Annotated in this window: 9 protein-coding genes and 1 pseudogene; all 10 read left to right on the top strand. The window is 39.2% G+C overall.

Annotation, left to right across the window (positions count from 1 at the left end; translation table 11 throughout):
* Positions 1–496 precede the first annotated feature (496 nt).
* Positions 497–1,165 (top strand): annotated as a pseudogene (locus tag MF1_RS07205) (sulfate transporter family protein); the annotation flags it as partial.
* 575 nt (positions 1,166–1,740) lie between these two features.
* Positions 1,741–2,661, top strand: coding sequence for an acetyl-CoA carboxylase, carboxyltransferase subunit beta (gene accD / locus MF1_RS00160; RefSeq protein ID WP_161510189.1), 921 nt, complete (start codon positions 1,741–1,743; stop codon positions 2,659–2,661).
* Between the two features lie 3 nt (positions 2,662–2,664).
* On the top strand, positions 2,665–3,984 hold the full coding sequence (locus tag MF1_RS00155; RefSeq protein WP_161510188.1) for a bifunctional folylpolyglutamate synthase/dihydrofolate synthase: 1,320 nt from the start codon (positions 2,665–2,667) through the stop codon (positions 3,982–3,984).
* A 43-nt stretch (positions 3,985–4,027) separates the two neighbouring features.
* Complete coding sequence (locus tag MF1_RS00150) at positions 4,028–5,026, top strand: complex I NDUFA9 subunit family protein (protein WP_161510743.1); 999 nt, start codon at positions 4,028–4,030, stop codon at positions 5,024–5,026.
* 689 nt (positions 5,027–5,715) lie between these two features.
* A complete protein-coding gene (gene ahcY, locus MF1_RS00145) occupies positions 5,716–7,113 on the top strand; it encodes an adenosylhomocysteinase (protein ID WP_161510187.1) in 1,398 nt (465 codons plus the stop codon).
* 39 nt (positions 7,114–7,152) lie between these two features.
* A complete protein-coding gene (locus MF1_RS00140; protein WP_161510186.1) occupies positions 7,153–9,597 on the top strand; it encodes a PAS domain-containing sensor histidine kinase in 2,445 nt (814 codons plus the stop codon).
* A gap of 74 nt (positions 9,598–9,671) precedes the next feature.
* A complete protein-coding gene (gene tsaE, locus MF1_RS00135) occupies positions 9,672–11,174 on the top strand; it encodes a tRNA (adenosine(37)-N6)-threonylcarbamoyltransferase complex ATPase subunit type 1 TsaE (RefSeq protein WP_161510185.1) in 1,503 nt (500 codons plus the stop codon).
* A gap of 1,759 nt (positions 11,175–12,933) precedes the next feature.
* Positions 12,934–16,053 (top strand): double-strand break repair protein AddB, encoded by a 3,120-nt coding sequence (gene addB, locus MF1_RS00130; RefSeq protein WP_161510184.1) that lies wholly within the window; start codon positions 12,934–12,936, stop codon positions 16,051–16,053.
* Positions 16,050–19,523 carry a double-strand break repair helicase AddA gene (addA, locus tag MF1_RS00125; RefSeq protein ID WP_161510183.1) on the top strand — a complete coding sequence of 1,158 codons (3,474 nt, stop codon included), beginning with the start codon at positions 16,050–16,052 and terminating at the stop codon, positions 19,521–19,523. Before addB ends, addA begins: the two co-directional genes overlap by 4 nt.
* A 111-nt stretch (positions 19,524–19,634) precedes the next feature.
* Positions 19,635–19,958 carry a thioredoxin gene (gene trxA / locus MF1_RS00120; protein ID WP_161510182.1) on the top strand — a complete coding sequence of 108 codons (324 nt, stop codon included), beginning with the start codon at positions 19,635–19,637 and terminating at the stop codon, positions 19,956–19,958.
* The last annotated feature ends 53 nt before the right edge of the window (positions 19,959–20,011 follow it).

Below are 20,011 nucleotides of genomic sequence, written 5' to 3'. Positions count from 1 at the left end.
GAAGTGATAATATTCTAGTTGTAAAGGAAAAGCTTCTTCTTTCATGGGATTCCTGGTTTCTGTTTCAATCGTTCTCTTGCTTCGAGAGTAAAGGAGGCGAAACCTTGTGGTTATATCATCACGCAGCAATTTTTAGTATGCGTCATCCCAAAAAAAATAGCGAATATATTCTAAACAAGAACATTGAAAAGAGTTTTCTCAAAAGGAATCTTCTCATCTCTTTCCCGCTCTCAAAACATAGATGTTCGTAATCTTACTACAGTCTGACTTAAGCTTATCTCTGTAGTTTCTCTTACTCACCGCTAGTATTATCCACTTTAATCAGTTCTATAGACAAACCTTACTCTGATTTTCCATGATAAAGATTCCTCCTCATCCGCAAAGCAATATAATTGCTCACAACCTTAACCAATATAACTCATGTTAGATCGCATGATTTATAAACAACTACCCAATTTATCTCTTTGTTCTTTACTGTTCTGTTCTTTTTTTATTTATGATTTTTACTGCCACGTATCAAGCCCTACAGCGCCTCTCAATACCGAAGATCGCGCTATGATATTGAAAGCATTGCGGCTTACTTTTATTGTGCTCTTTATTATACGGTTGTTTGCGTACCAATTTTTTATATCCTATTTTGCGCTTCGGATTGCTCATTTTTTTTTCCGATTTATCAAATTGGATAAGGTTGTTAGAACTCAGTATAGTTATTATTTTTAATTTGGGCTTTTAGCTTTACTTATGGACTTTTTAATTGCTCCAATCACAGCTATGATTGGGAGCTTTTTTATTGATTCTGCTGCTGAAATTATTGAAAAAGAAGATTATCCGAATGAACCTATTAGACATGTACTGTCGTTTGGGCGTTCTTTCATTCTCTCTTTGAAATTTTTTATTTGAAGCCTTTGTGGTAATGAACTCGCTTTTATTTTGTTTTTCGTCCCAGGAATCAATTTGATTGCCTTTTATGTTATCAATAGCTATTTATTGTTGTCGATCTAAAGAAGAAGCTCATACTTTATTGATGCGTTTATTACATAACGGTTTTTAGTGCAGGATTGTTGATGGCATTTTTTGTTCAAATTCCCTTTCTTAATTCAGCAACACCGCTTTTCACAGCCATCCTTATAACACATTACACAAAATGCTTTCTCAAAAGGTATCACACACGTCATACCTAAATAATGACACCCATTCACTTAAGAAAAACGTAATGAGCAAAGAGCACAAAAATAGGTTTTGGCCTTTTAAAAATCACTTTTATTCTTAATCATTAGAAAAAGCCTTGAAAAATCTTGCTCCTATGTAGGCATTTTTCTAACATAATGTCATCGCATCCATTATTTTTATAGACTCTTTAGCCTTATTGATATTTATAAATAAGGCTTTTTTGTTTCAGATTCGCACCTCTAGTGTTCATTGTTTGCTGAATGTTAGTTTTTCATCAGAAACAAATTAGGACTTTACCAACCAGCGCAAACAAGAGGTTTAATATCAAAGCAAAAAAGCAAACAATGTTAAGTTATTAAAACGCTGACAGCTTTATTGTAAGGAATATTTTTATTCAGATTGCCGCTGTAACATTGAAAACACAAAAAAATTAAAAGATAATGAAGGTTAAAGTTGTAAAAGTATTAAATGGATTTGTTTATTTAACCGATAAAGCGGGTCTGACCATTCAGTCCTATATTTCCTCGAATCGTGCAAAAAGTGTATAATACGTAAAGAGAGGCTACAAAGATGAACTGGATTACAAATTATGTTCGTCCCAAAATCAATTCTATACTGAGACGCCGTGAAATTCCAGACAATCTGTGGATCAAAGATCCCACCAGTGGTGAAATGGTATTCCATAAAGATTTAGAAGTTAACCAATATGTGATCCCTAACTCTGGTTATCATATGCGCATCAGCGCCAAAAATCGCCTCATGCATTTTTTTGATGATGGCATTTATACGCCTCTTGAAAATCCAAAAGTTGTAATCGACCCTTTAAAATTTCGCGATGAAAAACGCTACATTGACCGATTAAAAGATTATCGTTCTAGACTTGGTGTCGATGACAATATTTTAAGTGCACAAGGTACTATTGAAGGCTTGCCAATTGTCGCAACGGTTCAAGACTTTGCTTTTATGGGAGGATCACTCGGCATGGCTTCAGGAGAAGCGATCATTAAAGCGTTTGATACTGCCATTGCCAACAAATGCCCTTTGGTTCTTTTTTCCGCTTCTGGCGGAGCACGCATGCAAGAAGGAACACTTTCACTGATGCAGATGCCTCGTACAACAGTAGCAATTGAAATGATGAAAGAAGCAAAACTTCCCTATATTGTGGTTCTTACCAATCCAACGACCGGCGGCGTTACTGCTTCTTACGCAATGCTCGGCGATATCCACATTGCCGAACCTGGTGCTATGATTGGTTTTGCGGGGCCACGTGTGATTCAACAAACCATACGTGAAACTTTACCAGAAGGTTTTCAAAGTAGCGAATATCTGCTCGAACATGGCATGATTGATATGGTTGTCTCACGTCTAGAAATGAAAGCTACCATTGCACGACTTTTACGTTTGATGATGAAATGTCCCCCAGTAGTTAATCCTTCCAATCCATCTCCAACAGATTCTCAGCCACCGCTTTCTAAAGCAGAAGCTGCTTAAACTATGAAAAAAAACCAAGTACAAAGAATAGTAGATGATTTACTGAAAAACTATCCGAAAAAATTTGATCTTTCTTTAGAGCGTATTTTACGTCTTTTAAAAAGCCTTGGTAGTCCACATTTAAAGCTTGCACCTATTATTCACATTGCTGGAACAAATGGAAAAGGATCTGCTTCAGCTATTTGTCGCGCTCTTTTGGAAAGTGCAGGCTACCGTGTTCATGTCTACAGCTCACCTCATCTGGTTAACTGGAATGAACGTTGTCGACTAGGGCAAACAGGAAGCGGACAACTTGTCACAGAGGAACTATTAGCCGAAACAATTCATCAAGTTGTAAAAGCAAATGATCAAAAACCCATCACTGTGTTTGAAATTCTCACCACAGCTGCCTTTATACTGTTTAGCACACATCCAGCTGATTGTGTTATTTTAGAAGTTGGGTTAGGAGGACATTTTGATGCTACAAATGTGATTAACAAGCCAGCTGTATCCCTTATCATGCCTATTGACTATGATCACGAAACCTTTCTTGGAAAAACAATTGCACAAATCGCTTTTCAAAAAGGGGGAATTATAAAACCGCAAGTCCCAGTGGTTATCGGTAAGCAAGAGCACGATGAAACCCTTTCTGTTTTAACGACCCTTGCTGATAAAAACAAAGCACCTTATTCCTTATTTGAGCAAGATTATCAAAGCTATACAGAACATGGACATATGGTCTTTCAAAACAATCAAGGTCTCATAAATCTTCCACTTCCTAATCTGATTGGAATGCATCAAATTGCCAATGCTGGAGCTTCTCTTGAAGCAATTTATCAAGCAGGTTTTCGACTTTCAGAACAAGTAATTAGTCATGCTTTGCAAAATATTTACTGGCCAGCACGGATGCAACATCTTACCCATGGAAATTTAGTTGATCAAATGTCTCCTGGTATTGATTTATGGTTAGATGGCGGTCACAATCCCGCTGCTGGAAAAGTTGTTGCGGCAGAACTTATTCAATGGAAAAAAAAATCAACCCGTCCTATTATTATGATTGCCAGTATGCTCAATACCAAAGATACTGTCGGCTATTTTCGCCCTTTAGCAAACCTTGTCGATAAAGTTTATACGATTCCGTTGATCGACAACAACGCAAGTCTTTGTCCAACGATTTTAGCTGAATCAGCGAGAAAAGTAGGGCTTCTTGCCAACCCACAAGCACATCTTCAAGAGGCCTTACAGAGAATTAACACAGAGTATAGAGAAGCAATCGTCCTCATAGGTGGTTCTCTTTACCTTGCGGGTGATATTTTACGTGACAATAAAACACCGCCATGTTAGAAATCGATTATTCATAGAGTTTTAAAAGATAGACCTTTTGATCATGCAACTTGATTGCGCACTTTATCAACGTCCTAAACTTATTACTGTTTTCGGTGGATCTGGTTTCGTAGGACGACATGTCGTTGAAACTTTAACCAAGCGGGGTTATCGCGTTCGTATCGCTGTTCGCTCTCCACAAAAAGCTTATTACATGCTACAAATAGGAGAAGTGGGACAAACCCAAATGCTCAAAACTGATATCAAGCATCGTGCCTCTGTTGCACGCGCATTGCTTGGTGCACATGGTGCAGTGTTTCTTCCTGGTAGCTTAACACAAGCAAGTCAATCGGACTTTCAAAAGACACAAATTGAAGGTACACAAAACGTTTCCGAATTAACAGCAGAAGCTGATATCCCTCTCATTTATATGTCAACACTTGTAGCTAACCAGAATGCTCCTTTTCTATATGCACGCGTCAAATCTATGAGTGAGAAAATCGTTCATAACAAACATCCTCAAGCAATTATTATGCGCCCATCCGTTATCTTTGGGCCAGAGGATTGCTTCTTTAATACCTTAGCAAACTTATCATGTTTTTTACCGATCATACCCCTTTTTGGGGGTGGACAAAACAAATTGCAACCCGTATATGTTAGCGACATTGCTGAGTTTGTTGTGCGTGCTTTAGAAGAACAGATTGTCTGGGGAAAAAGCTATGATCTTGGTGGACCACAGATTATCACATTTCAAAATGCTCTTGAAAATATATTAAAAATCATTCACCGTAAAAAAACAATTCTATCCATGCCTCTTTCTGCTGGGTTGTTTATTGGAGGTCTTTTGGGAACTATCGGTAAATTGCCTTTCATACCCACACTGATAACAGCCGCTCAAATACGCTTCCTGCAAGTAGATAATATTGTTTCTCAAGAAGCTATCGAAAATGGATATACTTTAGAAGGGGCAGGAATTACCCCCAGAGCAATGATGGCACTCTTGCCAAGTTATCTATGGCGATTTCGTCCACAGGGTCAATTTTCCAAAAATTTACAAGCCTAGCGTAGATTTTCTCACCGGTTTAAGCTGTATGCACTTCATTCTTTAAACCAGAAAACGATTGAAGCAGAGACTAGAAATTCCATAAAAGAAGATGCTTTTTATCCACAAAGAGATACATCTGAAACATTTGAATCCATTGAAGAAGCATTCGATAAAACAGCGTTCTTTGTAAAAATGTCCATTATTGTTATGGAGTGGTTTTTTATTTAAAGAAGAGAGAAGAATAGGAGGGCAGTTTTGCTTCCTCACCCGTTCCCCTTCGTGCAAAAGATAGCATAAATCCTTACAGATCACCATAATCTATAGTTCCTGATAAGCTCTGCTAAAACCTGATGTAGCTCCCTTACTGACACCAAATAATTATAACATTTATAGATGCTATGCTACTTGCCCATGGATGCATGGATGATACCTCATTTGCCCGAGGGCAAAGGAAAGGAAGCTCTCGTCCTTGACTCCCATTTTTAAAATAACATGAATGCCTTCAACAAAACGAAAGGGTAAGTTTTCAATAGATTCTTTGTCCCCTGTCAAGAACATCATAACTCATTCTATAAATGTATGTCTGTTGCAAAAATTTACGGAGACTGAATAAAGATTTTTTCACAGAAAGGAATCTTCCTATTGGCTTGCATTTTTTTTTAATTTCTCCTACCGTCTTGGAAAAACTTATTTTGAAGGAATAAAGAATGGCAGCTCAAGATTATGTTGTCAAAGATATCGCACTTGCTGCTTATGGTCGTAAAGAAATCGATATCGCTGAAACAGAAATGCCCGGTTTGATGGCTTGTCGTGAAGAATTTTCTTTCAGTCAACCGTTGTGCGGAGCACGGATTTCTGGTTCGTTGCATATTACCATTCAAACAGCTGTTTTAATTGAAACACTAAAAGCAATTGGTGCCGATGTCCGGTGGAGTTCTAGTAATATTTTTTCCACGCAAGACCACGCAGCAGCAGCTATTGCAGCCACTGGAACTGCTGTTTTCGGGGTTAAGGGTGAAACACTTGAAGAATATTGGGCTTATATAGATGCCATTTTCCAATGGCCTGATGGCAATCCTTCCAATCTTATCTTAGATGATGGAGCTGATGCCACAAACTATATTTTAACGGGAAGCCGTGCGGAAATAAATAAGGATATTCTATCTTATCCCAAAACAAAAGAAGAGGAATTTTTCTTCAAACAGATCCAAAAGCGTATGAAGATTACACCAGGATTTTTTACACGCCAACGTACAGCAATTAAAGGTGTCAGTGAAGAAACTACAACAGGTGTACTCCGTCTTTATCAATTACAAAAGGAAGGGCTTTTGCCTTTTCCTGCCATTAATGTCAATGATAGTGTCACTAAATCAAAATTTGATAATAAATATGGCTGTAAAGAATCATTGGTAGATGGTATCCGACGTGGGACAGACGTGATGATAGCTGGAAAAACGGCTATCGTCTGTGGTTATGGCGATGTGGGTAAAGGTTCAGCAGCGTCTTTGTCAGGTGCAGGAGCACGTGTCAAAATAACAGAAATCGACCCAATTTGTGCTCTTCAAGCGGCAATGGACGGTTACGAAGTCGTTACTTTAGATGACGCAGCCTCTAGTGCTGATATTATCATCACAACAACTGGCAATAAAGATGTTGTCCGCTTAGACCATATGCAACAAGTCAAAGATATGTGTATTCTTGGAAACATTGGCCACTTTGATAATGAAATCCAAGTATCAGCCCTTAGAAACTTGCCATGGACAAATATTAAACCACAAGTCGATATAGTTACCTTTCCCGATGGAAAACGTATAATTTTGCTTTCTGAGGGGCGTTTGCTAAACCTGGGTAATGCGACAGGTCACCCTTCTTTTGTCATGTCAGCTTCTTTTACCAATCAAGTCTTAGCGCAAATTGAACTCTTTACCCGTGCAGAACATTACAAAAATGAAGTAACTGTTTTGCCCAAACGTCTTGATGAAAAAGTTGCACGCCTTCACCTTGATCGGCTAGGAATAAAATTAAGCGTTTTATCAGAAGAACAAGCGGTTTATATTGGTGTCACACCACAAGGACCCTATAAACCAAATCATTACCGTTACTAAGACTTTTCCTTGTGTTAAAAGAAAAAAGGAAAATGCATCGTGCTCAGCTTTGGTGACTACGACCCCAAAGAAAAAGCTCAAAAAATGACCCAAATCTTTATCGATATTTTTTGCCTTCTTTTCTTTTTTTTTCCGACATGCGCTACTGCTCAATCATTGGAAGATCATTTACCATCTTATTTCACCAATGGTCCATGGCTTCTTTTAGCACTCTGTGGAGGAGTTTCTTGTGCTTCACTTCTCATTTGCATGGCAGTTATTATGCATGCAAAAAAAGCTTCACAGAAGCTTTTGAAAACAATTCAAGCAGATTTTTCTGAAAAACTTAAGTATTACGAATGGCTCCTGGAAGAAACCGGCCAGTATCTTCTTATTTGGGAGACCCCCACGGCTTTACCTCATGTGATTGGCAATATTCCAGCGTTGCAAAAAACAGGAATTCCTCAACAAAATTTTCAGTGTTTTGAACTCTGGCTTGAAGAACCTTCTCTGCTGGAACTTGACCACGCATTAACGCAATTACGTTGCAAATCTCACCCTTTTGAGCTCTCTATCACCACAAAGAATAATATGTTGTTACAAGTTACAGGAGTCATCGCAGGAACAGTAGCCATTGCACGCTTTCAAGATACCTCAACACAGCAGAGCGAAAATGCTCGTTTACAGAAAGATATCACCCGAATTCTTACAGAATTAAGAATGCAGCGCAACCTCCTTGATCTTATTCAAGAACCAGTATGGATACAAGATTGTGAAGGAAAAGTTTGTTTTATCAATCGCGCCTTTAGAGAAATGACAGGTTTTCGGGAAGACAGTAATAAAGTAGTTGATCTTTTCAATGAAACAACACAACGTCAAACAGATGAAACAGAAACAATCTTTCAAGAGCACGTTCATACGGTCATCGGTGGAGAACGGTATCGTTTTCATCTCACACGGATTACAACCACTGAAGGGATGGCAGCCTTTGCACGTGATGACAGTGCATATGAAAATCTTTCCAATGAATTAAGACGTGTCCTTCAAAGCCATTGTGAAACACTTGATCAAATCTCAACTGCTGTAGCTATTTTTGATACCAACCAAAAATTAAAATTCTGCAACCATGCGTTTAAAATTTTATGGCCGTTGGAGAACTCTTTTCTAGAAAGTGAACCAAGTCATACATTGCTCCTTGAACGCTTGCGTGAAAAAGGGCTTATTGGTGAAAATCCTGATTGGCGCACATGGAAAGAAGAACTTTTTAAAGCCTACCGGCAAACAGAATCAAATCAACAAATTTGGAATCTGCCAGATGGGCGCACAGTGCGTGTTATTTCTAGCCCTCATCCACAAGGAGGTGTCACTTGGCTTTACGAAAATCTCACAGAAAAAATTGACCTTGAACGACGCTATAATACACTCATTAAAATACAGGGCGAAACACTTGATAAGCTTTCAGAAGGAGTGGTGGTTTTTGCCACTGACGGACGCCTTCGTTTATCCAATCCTGCGTTATCGAAATTATGGTCGCTACCCTATAATTTATTGGTGGAAGGCACCCATATTACGCAATTACAAAGTTATTGTTCGCCCCTCACTGTGGGGAAAGAATGGGATTGGTTTACTAAATTCATTACTGGTTTTGCTGAAAAACGTGATACATATTCAGGTCGTATGGACCTCAAAAATGGCATGATCATTGATTATACATTGGTCCCCCTTCCCAATGGAGAGACGATGCTCACTTTCGTAAATGTGACAGATACTATTTATGTCGCACGTGCTCTTCAAGAGAAAAATGAAACCTTAGAAAGCGCTGATCGTTTGCGCAATGAATTTGTCCAACATGTTTCCTATGAATTGCGTACGCCTCTTACCAATATTATTGGATTTTCCGATATTTTACGCGATCAAATTTTTGGCTCTATCAATGAACGCCAAAAGGAATATCTTGGCCATATTCACTCAGAATCAAGCACTCTTTTGAATATTGTTAATGATATTCTTGATCTTGCAACCCTTGATGCAGGCATAATGGAGCTTAACATAAAATCAGTTAATATTGCTGATGCTATGGTGCAAGCCGTAGCGCGCGTGGAAGAGCGTCTTAACGGACGTCATATCACGCTTTTACAACAAATTTCTCCTTCCTTGAATTTTATTTCTGCGGATGCAACCCGTTTGCATCAAATCTTTGTGAATATCCTCAGCAATGCCATTAATTTTGCAACGGAAGCAAGTACGATTGAATTTTGTGCTGAAGAACAAGATAATAATATCGTCTTCAGTGTCCACAATGAGGGATCTGATATTCCAAAAGACATCCTTGATCGAATTTTCAAACGTTTTTCTTCCCATTCACATCATGGGGGGCGTGCAGGAGCAGGTCTTGGTCTCTCCCTTGTCAAAAGCTTTGTTGAACTCCACAATGGACATGTTGAAATTCTTACTGGTGCTGGACAAGGAACAACGGTTCAATGTTTTTTTCCAATTCCCAAATGAGATAAAGTTTTTTAATCTGGCCCTTTATTTATTATGATAAAAACTTTTTCTCAACCACTTTTATGGAAATCTTAATGAACTTTAGTTTTTCTCTTGAAAATGAAAAAGCAACCAAGCTTTTTGCGCAAGATTTAGCCCTCGCTTTAAAGCCGGGCGATCTTGTAACACTTCAAGGCGATCTTGGCACAGGAAAATCAACCCTCGCACGTACAATCATTCGCACACTTGCTAACGACACTACTCTGGACGTCCCAAGTCCTACTTTCACTCTTGCTCAAAGCTATCAACTTCCACAATTTGAAATTATTCATGTTGACCTTTATCGCCTTTCTATAGCAGAAGAAATCGATGAATTAGGACTTCATGAAGCACGTGAGCAAAGTATTTTACTCGTTGAATGGCCAGAAAAAAGTGCAGAACTTTTAGGACCGGTTACTTTTGCCCTCACTTTCCAATACGAAGATTATGGGCGTCATGTGACTCTTACATCAGCAGAACACGCTCTTGAGCGTCTACAGCGGTCTTTTGCAATTCGCAGATTTTTAACAATCCATAGACGCGGTCATGTTCATCGTCGTTTTTTGGCTTGTGATGCCTCAGCCCGAACTTATGAACTTCTTGATCATGGACATCATCAAGAAGTTCTCATGAATGCACCAATCATGCAAATGGCACAAAATGAAGATTCCTCTTACGTAACAATGGCACATCTTGCAAAAGATATCCGTCAATTTGTAGGGATTAACCAGCTCATTTTAGACAATGGATTTTCTGCTCCTCGCATTTTTGTAGAAGATTTTGAAAAAGGTCTTTTAATTCTAGAGGATTTCGGACGTGAAGGACTTTTAGATCAAACCGGCGATCCTCTAGAAGAGCGTTACATTGCCTGTAGTAAATTGCTGGCTGCCTTCCACCAAAAGTCGTGGCCTTCAGTAAAGCAATTTGCGACATTTTTGCTTCAAATTCCCTCCTATGATTGCCAAACACTAAAAACAGAACTCTCTTTATTGCTGGACTGGTACTTGCCCTTTAAAACGCGAAAAACTCTAGATCAACAACAACGTAAAGCTTTTTTTACCTGCTGGCAGCCTTATCTCGATAGCCTCGCCCAAGGAGAAGACACCTTTGTCATGCGTGATTATCATTCACCCAATATTCTTTGGCGTGCACACAAAGAAGGAACTGATCGCATTGGTCTTCTTGATTTTCAAGACGGCTTAAAAGGGCCAACAGCCTATGACCTTGTCTCTTTAGCACAAGATGCACGTCTGTTTATTTCACCAACACTCGAAGCAAAAATTCTCGACGCTTATTGCATTGCACGTCATCAAGCGTCACGACCTTTTGATGAAGATAAATTTCGTAAGCTTTACGCATTTGCAGGTGCTCAGCGCGCTTCGAAAATTCTCGGGATTTTTGTCTGCTTTCAACAACGTGATGGAAAATCATCTTATCTTAAACATCTTCCCGATGTGCAGGATTATCTCGCCCGTAATCTTTCTCACCCAATTCTTGCGCCTTTACAAAGCTTTTATCAGGATATAGGTCTCCTTTCAAAAGCACAAGAAACACCTTAACTCTTAACCTTTCAAGACGACCTTTCTTAAGGTAATCTGTTTCCGCTACAGAGCCTCGGTTTTATAGCTTAAGTTAAGATTATGAAATCAGAATGGATTGGTGGTAATATCCCATTTGTAAAGCGTTCCATTTATAAAAAAGGCGTATTACTAGCAGAAGTCTTCCATCAATACAGTGCAGCAATCAGCAAAAGATTTACCGTTTACGGATGGTAAGTCTGTTAGGATAGGCGTGAGTACTGAAAACCCTACCCGTTTTTTGTTGAAAGCATTCATTTTATTTTAAAAGCCAGAAGTCAAGGATGAGAGTTTCCCCTTTCGTCAGGTAAATGAGGTACATCCATGTATCCATGTATCCATGGTAAGTGGCATAGTATCCATCGATCAATGTTATAGTCCTGGTTGGTGCTAGAAAAACCGTTGGCATCCAGTTTGGGAAGCGCTTATCAACTTCGTACAAGATCTTGTTTATAAAGATAATCATGAGATACTTAAGATACTCTCGTTTCAAACCTGTTTATGTTGGATCAAACAAAACTATTCGCTTCCACGTCACAAGCCGGATTGGCTGTGTGGATAAAAATATTGAAGAAAAGAGTAAAAATGCCTCTTAGGAACCGTCTCAATGCAAGAGCTGTCTGCACCATTGGGGGTTGTTGGCAAAAATAATGATGGTGCCAGACTGGCTTCTTCCTAAGTGTACGAACTATGATGGTAATCTGTGAGGAGTGATATTACCTTTCTTTGTCCTCACTTCTTCCTGTGTGGGAAACTATAGATTGTATTGTGGGCTATTATAGAAAGAGAAAGGGCAGCATGAGAGGGAAATGTTGCAAAAAGCAGGGCCAAGATTTGACCCTGAAGTGCTTTGCTGTGGTCAATAACCTTGAGCTAAGCTTTGTGTTTTCTTCTTAAGAACAGAGGACTGGAATGCAGTTATCCAAGCAGCTTGTTTGTTGATGGAGAGGAAAATACACCAGTTGTTAGGGAGATGATAGAAGTTATGTTCAGATGCATGAACAGAAGGGATGAGGAAACAAAATGCATCCTTGTTCTTTCTTCTCATCCAAACCAAACTGCAAAATAGCACAACACAACGATGGTGAACATTTTTATAAAGAATGCTACTTTGTTGAAGCATCCTTTAATAAACGTGACCGCTTCACACCTATCGCCTCTTTGATAAAAACTTCTCCTTTTATGGGATTGCTCATCTCTGATGCAATCGTCCTATGCTCCTAAAAAGTGAGGGGCAAAAAACTAGGAATAGATATACATATCTGCTTCCATTTTTTTCCAAATCTTTGATGAAGATTAACGAATCTTATCCACTAGATCATTCTTTAAGTCTAGCTTAGATATTGCAATGGTGTGGATCAATTTTTCTTAAAAAAGCGTAGTATAGAGAGAGCATTTTCATATTGTACTGTAAAAGCAGTAAGTTTCTTTTTTATCACGCTCAAAAATTTCCAATATGTTTACAGATCAAAACTTTAATATTTGCTCCTTTATCTCTTGTTTAGGCTAAACAAAAAGCCTAGCTAATTCCTTATTGAATAATATTAAAAAAGTTTTTTATATCTTCATGCGATGATCTAGACTACATGATGCGTTTCAATGTTTTTTTCATAAATCAAAGTCAAAAATCTAGATGCAAATGCAGCTTTTCAGTTTTTCCCACTGTGAAAATTGTATACAGTAGGAATAATGCAAATAATCTATAAGATAGAATTTTTCCAAGTGTTCCAAATGAGATCACATGATTTATAAACCACGTATCTTTTCTATTTCTCCGGGAACTTCTTTTTTACCGCATTTCGTCGATTCACTGCTCTCGGGTGCTCTTCTTGATAACTTTGCACCAGATGGAGATGTACAAACTGCTCTTGCAGATACCCTCATCTATGTTCCAACACGCCGTGCTGCTCGCGCTTTGCGTACAGCTTTTGCTGAAAGAAGTGACACAAAATCAACCTTCTTGCCAGCCATTCGCCCCTTAGGAGATGTGGACGAAGATAGTTTCCTTTTTGTTGAAAACCATCCCAACACTTTAAATCCTCCACTTGGAGAAATTGAACGTCTTCTGCTTTTAGCACGCCTCATTCGTCCTTGGCGTGAAAATTTACCTGCTCATTTGCGGACCATGTTTGGCACAGAAGATGTGCTTATTCCTACTCATACTGCCGATGCAATTTGGCTTGCACAAGATTTAGCACACTTGATGGATGAAATTGAAACAGAAGCAGCAAATTGGTCAAAGCTTAAAGATATTGCACCCGATATGGTCGCCGAATGGTGGCAAATAACGCTCGATTTTCTTAGCATTGTCACACAAAACTGGCCGCAAATCTTAAAAGAAAGACAACGAAGCAATCCAGCTGAATGGCGCAATCAAATACTCAAAATACATGCCGAGACTTTGTATCGTACACAACCTGAGAAACCTATACTCGCGGCTGGTGTATCAGGTTCTATTCCCGCAGTTTCTGATCTTCTAAAGGTCGTTGCCTCCCTACCAAAAGGTGCTGTTGTTCTTCCAGGCCTTGATCTTCATATGGATGAAGATCAATGGAATGCATTAGGCACAACCCATGAAGAAAAAAAAGCTTTTGATTCGTTCGATCATGCAGCTAATGTTTTTGGCCACCCTCAATATCATTTAAAAAAGCTTCTCTCTCTTATGAAATGCCAGCGCATTCATGTTCGTGAAATTGGCCAACAAAGCACAATAAAAGCAAAACGCGCGGCTCTTTTATCAGAAGCATTCCGACCAGCCTCTACAACAGACCGATGGATACAAATTGTCCGCGATGATTATGAAAACCTGTGTGCAGATTGGTCATTCATTGAAGCTATAAATGAACGCGAAGAAGCTCTCGCCATTTCTGTTGCTTTACGTAACGCCATTGAAGATCCTCAAAAAACCGCAGCTCTTATCACAAATGACCGTAATTTAGCACGCCGTGTCGCAGCTGAATTACAGCGATTTGGAATTGAAGCAAATGATTCAGGAGGAATACCACTTGCACAAACACTCCCCTCAACCCTGTTACGGCTTCTTTTAGAAAATGTGTTTCAACCTGATCCAATTGCTTTTCTTTCGCTTCTCAAACATCCACTCACAAAACTTGAACAAAACCGTCCTCGATTACGCGAAATGGCAGAAAATTTTGAACTCTTTGTTCTCCGAAAAAGCACTGGCCGTATTAATCTTTGCGAATGTGACCAATTTCTTGAAAAATGGATAAAAACATATTCCCATGATACCTCCGAAAACAGCACTCTTGATCAACAGAAGTGTGAAGAAGCACGTCTGCTTTGTTATCTTTTGAAGAAAGCTGTCGAACCTTTAGCATCTCTCATAACCCAGCGGAAGGAATGCACCATCAATGAAGTTGCAATAGCAACTGTTGAGGTTTTTGAAAATTTTGGGCGTGATGAAAACAATTCTCTCGTAAATCTTTATCAACATGAAGCAGGACAAGCCTTATCAACTTTTTTGTGTGAATTGGTAAGTGATCAATCAGGATTAAAATTTCAGCTTCGCGAATGGCCTGCTATGTTTTCAGCCCTTATAGCAACCCGCTCCGTAACACCTTCCCCGGGTGGCCATCCGCGCTTGTTCATCTGGGGCACTTTAGAATCACGTTTGCAAACCGTTGATACCGTGGTTATCGGTGGTCTTAATGAAGGATCATGGCCTATTACAGCCCGCAATGATGCTTTTTTATCGCGGCAAATGAAAATGATGTTAACTCTTGAACCACCAGAGAAACGTATTGGTCTTTCCGCGCATGATTTTCAGTGGGCTATGGGAATGAATAAAGTGGTTATGAGCCGAGCACTACGGGTTAATCATGTTCCTTCACTTCCTTCACGCTGGTTACAGCGCTTAGAAACGGTTATAGGAAAACAAGTTTGGAAACAAATCCGCACACGAGGTGAAATATTGCTTCATTGGGCGAAAATGCTTGATAATACAAATATGACTGCCTGTGCCACACGTCCTTCCCCTATACCACCCCTCAAAATGCGTCCCCGTCACTTTTCGGTCACTGAAATACCAACGTTGCGGTATGATCCTTATGCTATTTACGCAAAAAAAATCTTGCGGCTTAAACCGCTTAAAGCTCTCATCCATGACCCGGATGCTGCTGAACGTGGCACACTTTATCACGCTATTCTTGCTGCTTTTTGCACACAAGTAAAAAATCCAAATACTGCAAACGCATTAGATGTGCTCCTGAATATCGGGCGTAAAGAATTTGATAAACTTAATTTGCCTGCCGATATTGAAGCAATCTGGTGGAACAATTTTGAAAACTTTGCTCCATTTTTGATCCAATGGGAACAAAGTTTAGAGCCTCGTAAACGATATGCCGAAGTGGTTTCTCAAAAAATACCCATAGGTACAACGGGTGTAACACTTTCGGGACGCGCTGATCGTATTGATGTTTTGCCAGGAAAAATGGTTGAAATTTTTGATTTTAAAACCAGCACACCCCCTTCATCAAAACAAGTTCGCGATTTATTATTTCCACAATTGGCATTGGAAACAGCTTTGTTCATGCAAGGAGCTTTTACAGATTTTCAAGATCTTACCCCTACAAATTTATTTTATATCGCTCTCAATGGAAAAGGTGAAATCGCTCCCCAATCAATTCTTTTAAAGAAAGGGAAAAAAGACACCCAAAGCGCAATTAATCTTGGTGAAAAAGCATGGAAACATCTTATTGCGTTAATAGAATATTATCAAAATCCACAACAAGGCTATCTTTCACACGCCGTCCCTTTAAAAAAAGAATATGAAGGTGATTATGACCATTTGGCACGCTTATGGGAATGGTCAAGTAGTCTTCATAAAGCAGGTCAATCATGACTCCTTTTTCTATTCCTGAAGCAGCCCTTGATGCACAAGCAACAGCAACACATCCAAAAACCAACGTGTGGGTTTCCGCAAATGCAGGATCTGGAAAAACCCATGTTCTAAGTGAACGTGTCATCCGTTTGCTTTTAAATGGTACCTCTCCAGCACGTATCTTATGCCTTACTTATACAAAAGCAGCGGCAGCCGTGATGCAATCGCGGATTTTTCGCACACTTTCCAGCTGGAATGAACTTGATGATACACAGCTTCAAACAATCCTTTCGCGGCTTGAAAATAAACCCATCAACGCGCAAAAATTAATCTATGCACGTCAACTCTTTGCACGTGCCCTTGAAACACCTGGTGGCTTAAAAATCCAAACTATTCATGCATTTTGCGAATCTCTCTTGCACCAATTCATGCTAGAAGCCAATATTGCCGGGCATTTTGAACTGCTTGATGATATCAGTCGAAAAAAATTATTACAAGAATCTCGTCGCCAACTTTTGGCACATCACGATACACAATCCGCTTTGAAACAGCTGCTTAAAGTTATCAATGAGCACACTTTTAACCAATTGCTGTATGAAGCAACTGAAAAGCAATATGAACTGTCTGATTTTTTGTCTTCTCTTCTGTCTGAAAATGGAGAAGAACGATTGCGTGCGCTTTTTCATTTAGCGCCTGATGAAACAAACCAACAGCTGCTGGAAAAAATTCAACAAACTGCTCGCCTGCCTCTTTATATTCTTACGCATTGCAAAACCCACGGCAATCAACACCTCAAAGATATGATTGCGAAATTTTCCCAACTAGCAGAGACTTGTGATGAAACAAATATTATCAAAATTATTTCCAATATTTATTTTAGAATGACAGGTGAACCTCGTAATTTTTCGCGTTTGTCTTGCACAAAATCAGATGAAACTTGGCCCTTTATTCAACAAATGATTAAAGAAAAACAAAGCAAGCTTTCTGTTCTTTTAGAGAAATATCAATGCTTAAAAATCGCCACACTCAATATGGTTGCTTTTCGGCTTTGTACTCTGTATCTTAAAATCTATGCGAATTTAAAAAAAGCCAATGGCTTCTTAGATTTTGATGACCTTATTGAACGCACACTCCACTTGTTGCAGCGTAAAGGTGCAAGCCAATGGGTGCACTATAAACTTGATAGTGGTCTTGATCATATTTTGCTTGATGAAGCACAAGATACCAATTCTGAGCAATGGAAAATTATTCAACTTTTGGCGCAAGAATTTTTCACAGGTCACAGTCAGTGTACAAATATACGCACTCTTTTTGCTGTTGGGGATGAAAAACAATCCATCTATTCTTTTCAAGGCGCTGCACCAGAAAATTTTGCTGCAAACGGTCGAATAATTCAAAAAAAAGTGCAGCAGGTAAATCAGAAATTTGAAAAAATACAACTCAATTATTCTTTTCGCTCTACAGCCGATGTACTTAAAAGCGTTGATCTTGTCTTTGAAACACCAGAAAATTACAAAGGGCTTTCAGCAGAAAATACAAAAACGGTACACGAAGCTATTCGTGTTCATAGCCCAGGTGATGTTATTTTATGGGATGCCATTTCCAAAGAAACAAATGAATTTCCTGATGATTGGCATGTAACTGTTGATCATCTAGACACACCCGAAGTACGTTTGGCAGAAAAAATTGCTGAAACCATTGCTAATTGGTTACACAACGAAGAAATGCTTCCAGCAAAAGGACGCTTAATGCGGGCTAGCGATATTATGATCTTAGTGCGTAAACGTGATCAATTTGTCTTAGCACTTTCCCGTGCGCTTAAACTACACAATATCCCTGTCGCTGGTGCTGACCGTTTACAGCTCACCAACCATATCAGTGTACGTGATTTAATGGCGCTTGCACGTTTTGTCTTACAACCACAAGATGACCTTTCGCTTGCCTGTGTTTTAAAAAGTCCACTCTTTGCACTTACCGAAGATGAACTGTATCAGCTTGCTGCTCATCGTACAGGCTCTCTTTGGCAAAGTCTTTGTATGCACGCACTATCACATGCATCTTTTAAAGATGCTTTTGAAAATTTAAATCATTATCGCACCCTCGTGGATAAAATACCGGTTTTCGAATTCTATAGCTATATTCTGAACATTGATAAAGGACGACAAAAGATTCTAGCCCGCTTAGGATCTGAAGCAAATGACGTGCTTGATGCTTTTATGGATTATACGCTCACTATTCAAAAAACGGGGTTACCAGGACTGCAAGCTTTTTTGGAAACACTAAGTGAAAGCGAACCAGAAATTAAACGCGAGTTTCATCAAAACCATGAAGAAGTTCGTATCATGACTGTTCATGCTGCAAAAGGACTAGAAGCTGCTGTTGTTTTTCTCGTTGATCCCGGTAGTCCAATTTGGCATCCTCAACATGCGTCTCACTTGCTTAAAGTTCCTTTCTTCCATACACAATTGAGCGAGCAAAAAAATTTTATCTGGCACCCCAACGCACAATTTAACACAAAACTTTCTGAAAAAGCACTTTCACGCTTAAAAGAGCGTGCAGAAGAAGAATATAAACGCCTCCTCTATGTCGGAATGACACGTGCTGAAGATCGATTGTTTATTTGTGGATATAGCGGTAAGCGCACCTTCCCTCGTACATGGCTACAATTGGTAAAAAAAGCTCTCACACCGCATGCAATTCCTATAAAAGGTCCTGCAGAAGATATCGCAGCTTGGCGCTATTGCATCACACCTTCTTCTCCTATCCCAATAAACCAGGAAGTATCCTGTGTCGAGAGCCAAACATTCCCACCTTTACCGGATTTTTTCTTCCATAAAGTTCCAGCAGAACCAGCCTTACCAAAACCGTTGAGGCCCTCTGTTGCTAGCCTTTCTATTGAAGCTGATACTGAACTTGCCCCCAATCTAAAACAGTTCAGTATCTCACCTGTTTTAGGGAAAACAAACACCAACAGAGCTTTTTCCATTGAATATGGTAATCTTATTCACCTCTTGCTGCAATATCTACCCAATTGCGTCCCTCAAAAACGTCGAGATTATGCCCAACACTATCTCAATACCAAAGCCTCTCATTGGGATGAGTCTCAAAAAAAAGATGCGCTGCGTCATGTTTGGCAGATTTTAGACCATTCATACCTCAAACCTCTCTTTTCTGAAGATGCACGTGCTGAAGTTTCCTTGATGGGCATTATAAAGATTCGTGGAAAAGAACAAGCAATTTCTGGTCAAGTTGACCGTCTCTACATTACACAAAATAAAATTATCTTTGCTGACTTTAAAACTGGGATTCCTCCTGAAAACGAAGCAGCTATCGCACCACGTGATTTGTTGCAAATGGCTCTTTATCGAAAATTGCTGCAGGCTATTCATCCCACCAAAAACGTCCAAGCTCTTCTTATCTACACCAAAGAAGCAAAAATTTTTAAACTTCCTTCTGAAAAGCTTGATGCGCTTCTTGATGAAATTGCTTGATAATCCAAGAAAATCCTTTCCTCTAAAGTTTTCTATAATTTATCTTTGTTATAACTTGATATGACGTGCCGTGATACCAATGTATAGAAATTAAATGTAAAGGATAAATCAATGACCTGTATAAAAACTGATAAGTGCAATTTCGAAAATGAAGTTCTTGCTTCTTCCGTCCCTGTTGTGGTTGATTTTTGGGCGGAGTGGTGTAGTCCTTGCAAAATGATTGCTCCGATTTTGGATGAAATTTCAACAGAAATGCAAGGCCAGATCAAAATTGCCAAAGTAAATATTGATGAAAATCCCGAATTGGCTACTCAATACGGAGTCCGCTCGATTCCTACTTTATTGATGTTCAAAAATGGAAAAGCCTCATCGAATATGGTGGGAGCCGCTTCTAAAGGACGTGTTTCTGAATGGATTAAAGATGGTCTTCGTTAAATCTACTCATAATGATTTTTTTTAAGGAGAGGAATTTTGCCTCTCCCTTTTTT

The sequence above is a fragment of the Bartonella quintana genome, from assembly GCF_009936175.1.
GTDB lineage: Bacteria > Pseudomonadota > Alphaproteobacteria > Rhizobiales > Rhizobiaceae > Bartonella > Bartonella quintana.
The sequence above is the reverse complement of the archived record's forward strand: the minus strand, read 5'-3'. Positions and strand labels throughout refer to the sequence as shown.

Coding starts and splice junctions, on each gene's coding strand:
- accD (WP_161510189.1), top strand. CDS start 1,741: ATGAACTGGATTACAAATTATGTTCGTCCCAAAATCAATTCTATACTG.
- MF1_RS00155 (WP_161510188.1), top strand. CDS start 2,665: ATGAAAAAAAACCAAGTACAAAGAATAGTAGATGATTTACTGAAAAAC.
- MF1_RS00150 (WP_161510743.1), top strand. CDS start 4,028: ATGCAACTTGATTGCGCACTTTATCAACGTCCTAAACTTATTACTGTT.
- ahcY (WP_161510187.1), top strand. CDS start 5,716: ATGGCAGCTCAAGATTATGTTGTCAAAGATATCGCACTTGCTGCTTAT.
- tsaE (WP_161510185.1), top strand. CDS start 9,672: ATGAACTTTAGTTTTTCTCTTGAAAATGAAAAAGCAACCAAGCTTTTT.
- addB (WP_161510184.1), top strand. CDS start 12,934: ATGATTTATAAACCACGTATCTTTTCTATTTCTCCGGGAACTTCTTTT.
- addA (WP_161510183.1), top strand. CDS start 16,050: ATGACTCCTTTTTCTATTCCTGAAGCAGCCCTTGATGCACAAGCAACA.
- trxA (WP_161510182.1), top strand. CDS start 19,635: ATGACCTGTATAAAAACTGATAAGTGCAATTTCGAAAATGAAGTTCTT.